The 436-nt window shown below is 66.7% G+C and carries 1 protein-coding gene; it reads left to right on the top strand.

All coding sequences use genetic code 11. The features are described 5' to 3' along the window. A partial coding sequence (locus I6F37_RS40505; protein WP_225154448.1) for a TetR/AcrR family transcriptional regulator occupies positions 1-282 on the top strand: 282 nt, incomplete at its 5' end. Positions 283-436: the final 154 nt, after the last annotated feature.

Raw genomic sequence — 436 nt, 5'->3', positions numbered from 1 at the left:
ATGAATGCGTCCACCGTGGAGATCGCGCAACGGGCGGGCGTGGCGGAGGGAACCCTCTTTCGCCGCTTCGCCACCAAGGAAGGACTTTTCCGGGCCGCCCTCAAAGCGCCCGCCGTCCCCTCCTGGGTGCGAGAACTCGACGGCCTCTCCGGACAGGGGGACATGCGGGCCAACCTGACGCGGCTCGTCCGGGAGGTCATCCGCTTCGCGCAGGAGAGAATACCGTTCGTGATGCTCCGCTGGAGCCATAAGCCCTCTTCGCCCGACCCCGTCCCTGGATGAGGGCGAGTCAGCCGTCGCGCGCGATAGCCGCCGACTTGCCCAGTTCCTCCAGAAGGAGGTGGACCGGGGGCGCTTACGTCCCTGTCGCGTCGAAATGGTGGCGCGTCTGCTCCTGGGGCCGTGCCTCAATCTCGTGCTTGACAGTGTCGTGAAC

This window comes from Bradyrhizobium sp. NBAIM08, from assembly GCF_020193935.1.
In the GTDB taxonomy this organism is placed as follows: Bacteria; Pseudomonadota; Alphaproteobacteria; order Rhizobiales; family Xanthobacteraceae; genus Bradyrhizobium; species Bradyrhizobium yuanmingense.
Note: the sequence above shows the minus strand (reverse complement) of the source record. Positions and strands in the feature narration are given on the sequence as shown.